This is a genomic window from Pectinatus brassicae (assembly GCF_014201835.1).
Lineage (GTDB): Bacteria > Bacillota > Negativicutes > Selenomonadales > Selenomonadaceae > Pectinatus > Pectinatus brassicae.
The window spans coordinates 1-2,118 of record NZ_JACHFH010000074.1 but is presented as its reverse complement, the minus strand read 5'-3'; the positions used below and the strand labels follow the sequence as shown (position 1 = coordinate 2,118).

4 protein-coding genes are annotated in these 2,118 nt (G+C 35.3%); all 4 read left to right on the top strand.

The annotated features are described in order from the left end of the window. A partial coding sequence (locus HNR32_RS13640) for an IS3 family transposase (protein ID WP_183863594.1) occupies window positions 1–165 on the top strand: 165 nt, incomplete at its 5' end. Window positions 166–527: 362 nt separating this feature from the next. Further along, the gene (locus HNR32_RS13635) at window positions 528–977 is read left to right on the top strand and encodes a ribbon-helix-helix protein, CopG family (protein ID WP_183863592.1); all 450 of its coding nucleotides are present in this window, start codon (window positions 528–530) and stop codon (window positions 975–977) included. Next, window positions 946–1,473 (top strand): relaxase/mobilization nuclease domain-containing protein, encoded by a 528-nt coding sequence (locus tag HNR32_RS13630; RefSeq protein WP_183863590.1) that lies wholly within the window; start codon window positions 946–948, stop codon window positions 1,471–1,473. The genes HNR32_RS13635 and HNR32_RS13630 overlap by 32 nt, the downstream gene beginning before the upstream one ends. Before the next feature lie 287 nt (window positions 1,474–1,760). Beyond that, a complete protein-coding gene (locus tag HNR32_RS13625; protein ID WP_183863588.1) occupies window positions 1,761–1,985 on the top strand; it encodes a helix-turn-helix domain-containing protein in 225 nt (74 codons plus the stop codon). Window positions 1,986–2,118 lie beyond the last annotated feature (133 nt).

Below are 2,118 nucleotides of genomic sequence, written 5' to 3'. Positions count from 1 at the left end.
ATAAAAACAGAGTTTGTAAAGAACAAAACATTTTTATCATTAAAGGAATTAAAAGTAGAGTTAGCAGACTATGTTAACTGGTTTAACAACTACAGCATTCATTCTTCTTTGAATTATTTAACACCAAGAGCATTCAAAGAAAATGCCCTTAAAAAATCTGTTTAGTTTACTGTTGACAATCCAATTTATTGTATCAATAGAGTGTAGGCTATTGATACTGCTTCACTATAATAATATATATTTATTATTTATCTATATTACATATAGATAAATACAATACTAGGGGGCAGTTAATTCTACTTGAAGTTAGGGCGTTTGTAACAAAGATATAAGGCTATATATAATAAGGGATATCGGAAATGAAGATGTTGGTATAAAGATTATTGGTATGAGTCTATATTGTGGGTGCGTTTACTATAGCAAGATAGAAGATGGTACACAATTCAAATATTTTTTTATAACGAATATAACAAGGTTGTAATCCAAGAAGGGTTATAACCTTATTTTAGTTTAAGGAGGAATTCTTTATGTCTATGAAAGTAAATGAATTAAAAGTCCGTCTGGATGATGAGACAAGTGAAAAATTGGCAAGGCTGGTGAACGAGAGCAAAAAAAATAAAAGTGAAGTCATCCGGGACTTGATCGGTAAAGGGCAAGTAGACTATATCGTCAATGGGAAAGAGAATTTCCAAAAAATTTGCCAAGTGCATGCAGATATCAATGCGATAGGACATGATTTAAACGAACAGTGTATGGCTGTGGCGAAATTGGTGGAAGAAAACAAGAAATCCATTCAACAGGTTAAGTCGGCTGCGGATAATGGAATAGTAGACCTTTGCTTAGAGCTAGTTAAGCTAAATGCCAAAAAAGAACAGATTATTTTGGAAAGCTTTCTAGAGCGATGGGGGATTGAGAAAAATAATGCGGAAAGGCGGATGAATGAATATGTCAATTCTTCGTGTGATAATAAAAAGTGATGATGGAATTGATTGTTTAAACGAGAAAATAGTTTATGCCATAAACTACAGAGCTACGCGGTTTGACTTGATTGGTGGTGTGAATGTCGGTATTCGTAATGCTTATGCGGAAATGCTACAGGTGAAAAAAGTGTTCAATGAAAGCGTGGCACGGCAATCAGCAACCCTCAATGGCAAAGCGTTTTTTCATTATGTATTTAGCCCGGAGCGCGAGGATTGTTGTTCAGGTGAAATGTTGGCAGATATAGCAAAAAAACTAGCCGTATTTTTATCAGAATATGAGGGCAATTTTCAAGTTATATATGCGGTACATGTAACCGATGTAGATACCGGAGAACTGCTTGATTTGCCACACATTCACTTTATTGTAAATAACATAAATTTCGTTAATGGTGTCCGACTTAATATAAATAAATCTTTTTTATATGCTATACGAACTGAAATAGACAAGATTATTGAATGCTATGGACTGTCTGCAATTCGAAAAAGAGAATGACTAATTTCCGCAATAGATATATAATGTCGACTGCGAAAAAATTTTGGGCGAAAAAATTTCGCGGGCTGAAAAGCTTTGAATTTCCTGGGATTTTAGTAGCTGAGTTTTTAGGGGATATTTTTGTACTTCTATAAATAGAAAAAAGCGCAGTGGAAGAATTGCGCTTTTTTTGTATGCGCGGGATTTTAATTGGATGGTTTTGGTTATGAGAATGTGGTGTAAGTTTAATAAAAATAAATTATATATTATATATTTGGATAATTAATATTAGGCAAAGGAGAATTATTATGGATGACAGAATGATTTCGGAAAAAGAATTGGCTTTAATACTGGGGCTTTCTTACTGGCGAGTACGAAACATGCGAATGCAGGAAGGCTTGCCATTTTTGCAAAGTGGAAAACGGATTTTTTATCGGCTCGACAAAGTGAGAAGTTGGATTGATAAAAAAGAGGATGAAAACTCTAAAAACCATACTTTAATCAAGGTGAAGGTACCTAAATATTCATGGTAAGAAAAGCGCAGCTACAGCGATGAGGCTGCGCTTTTTTTGGTGCGCCCGGCATGGGCGCAGTCTAACGGGTGAAAGTCCCGAGTGTGGGTTAATAGTGCCAAGCACATAGCTCAAGGCAAGGGTGTCCACCGTG